Below are 2,276 nucleotides of genomic sequence, written 5' to 3' on the forward strand. Positions count from 1 at the left end.
TTTTTTATAAAAAATATAAATAAAGTAATTAAATATAAATTAAAGTATAAAGTAATTAAATATAAATTAAAGTAATCGCTTATAAGAGCGATTTTTTTAATTGCATTATTCATCAGATAGTATCTTTAAAATTAAAAATTAACCTATTTTCTCCATCAATTAGTTAATTTTTATAATTTCCTTTCTGTGATTTATTATATTTTTTCGGTTTAACAACTAATAATATCACTTTTAAATAAAAGATACTATCTGATGAATAATGCAATACTAAAACTTAATATTTTGATGCTTAAAGATGGATAACTCATCTATGGCACGAAGCCTTAAAGAAAGTGTGAAAGCGATTGGATTTACTACTCCTATTTATTTCTTTAATTCTCGGCGGGGTTAGTCGCCGGCGAAATGTCAGAGTGTGTGTTTTTGGCTTGTTTCATAAAAAGAGTGCTGTTAAACCGAAAAAAACAATATCGGACACTAAAAAACAAGAGGGAGGAGCTCCAAAAGGTTATTTTCTTTATATAAAGTTGTGTAGGGATGGATGAAGCGTAATTAATAACTGGATAAGCTGTTTTTTTGTTTATTTCCGTGGGGGGTAAACTCTATCAAAATATCCTATCCGCCCCCGCTCACCCCCGAAGTGAAGCGGGCGGCGAAGTAATTAAATACTAAAATAAATTATCTACTAAATATCAAAATATTAACCAATAAAGGAATACTATGTTTTTTTACAGAAAGGAAATTATAAAATGAAAACATTACACGAAATGATAAAAGATTTAACAGGAATTGATGTTGAACAAGATAAAATAAGTGATTATTTAGAAGAAGAAGTATTATATTTACAAGGTGCTGATTTACAAGGTACTGATTTACGTTATGCTAATTTATCTTGTGCTAATTTAAAAGGTATTAAAATTACAAAAAAAAACAATTAGACCAATTAACTGTTATTGAGGAGAATGAATAATGAAAAAGTTAAATAAAAAAATTATCAACAAAATAAATRAATTAATGCTTAGAAGTTATCTAGTTTCAAAAGATGAAATTACTGATGAACATTGAGCATTAGGTAAAACTAATTAATGAAAGGATTATTTATAATGTCAGAATATAAAAGTAAATATATTAATAAAACTTGAGATGAAATAACAACATCTTTTGATTGAGTTAATTGTCAACCTATTGATTGTCGTATTTCACATCATAAAAAACATTATGATTTGCAATGTTTAAAATGAGCAAAAATAACTCTTATTGCTTCTTATATGGAGCATTACAAAATTAACGATATTTTAGATTTAGCATCAGATGGATGAAAAATATTACAATTTGAGAAAAAAATAAATCAAGTACAATTTGAGAAAAAAATAAATCAAGTAAATTAAAATATATTATTGCAATTGACCCTGCTGGAATTGGAAAAACTGGTATTATTATTTATAATTTTTTGAAAAAGAAAATAATTAATAATATTACTTTTAGTTCTAATTCTGAAGAAGAAGCAATAAATAATATGTATTTAATATTAAATGATTTTAAAAATAAAATTTGTTCTTATTTAAGCAAAGTTATTGTAATAATTGAAGATTACCAACTTCATATAGTTTAAAAATTTTATTGACAAAATTTTTAAACTAATGGATACTTATGATATTAATGAAAATACTATAATATTAGTATTAATTTACAGCGAAAAACAAATTAAAAAAATTTACAAAGCAATAAAAACAAAATATAAAAATAATACTGTATCATATAGTTTGGATAAATTTCATTTAGTAAAAAGATTTAAAGACTTATTTTCATATAGAAATAGAAACAAAATTCATAGATTAAAATATAAATTAGCAAAAATATATTTTTTTACTGGAAATTATGAAGCATTATTAGATTTTTTAATTTGTCATTTACCCTATGTTATTGACAGCAAAAAGAAATTTTTATTAGAAACTATTAAATTAATTAAAAATAATAAAGATGGTATTGAAAATCAAGCATTAGAATATAATATTGGTTGTCATGTTGAAGGTGATATTTCACATTATATTAAGGCTGTTAAGGGGCGTGGTGCAAAAATATATTGTAAAGAAACATTTAATAATATGTTAATTGCTTCAATGTTAAGACTTAATAGCAGAATTAATGAAGTTAAAATTAATATTTTTAAATTAAATCAATCTCAAAATCAATTTAAATTAAATCAATCTCAAAATCAATTTTTATCTTTATAAATAAAAAACTTTTTAAAATTAGTAATAACTTTAAAAAGTACTTTT

At 22.7% G+C, this 2,276-nt stretch carries 4 protein-coding genes; all 4 read left to right on the forward strand.

The features are described from left to right. Positions 1-746: 746 nt before the first annotated feature. The 4 genes from C6B38_RS02305 (at position 747) to C6B38_RS02320 (ending at position 2,231) form a co-directional block, all read left to right on the forward strand. Positions 747-935, forward strand: coding sequence for a pentapeptide repeat-containing protein (locus C6B38_RS02305; RefSeq protein ID WP_105298497.1), 189 nt, complete (start codon positions 747-749; stop codon positions 933-935). 147 nt (positions 936-1,082) lie between these two features. Continuing rightward, a complete protein-coding gene (locus tag C6B38_RS02310) occupies positions 1,083-1,385 on the forward strand; it encodes a hypothetical protein (protein WP_146693266.1) in 303 nt (100 codons plus the stop codon). Further along, the gene (locus tag C6B38_RS02315) at positions 1,313-1,609 is read left to right on the forward strand and encodes a hypothetical protein (RefSeq protein ID WP_105298499.1); all 297 of its coding nucleotides are present in this window, start codon (positions 1,313-1,315) and stop codon (positions 1,607-1,609) included. The genes C6B38_RS02310 and C6B38_RS02315 overlap by 73 nt, the downstream gene beginning before the upstream one ends. 28 nt (positions 1,610-1,637) lie before the next feature. Then, a complete protein-coding gene (locus tag C6B38_RS02320) occupies positions 1,638-2,231 on the forward strand; it encodes a hypothetical protein (protein ID WP_105298500.1) in 594 nt (197 codons plus the stop codon). Positions 2,232-2,276: the final 45 nt, after the last annotated feature.

The sequence above is a fragment of the Spiroplasma sp. ChiS genome (assembly GCF_002968355.1).
GTDB lineage: Bacteria > Bacillota_I > Bacilli_A > Mycoplasmatales > Mycoplasmataceae > Spiroplasma > Spiroplasma citri.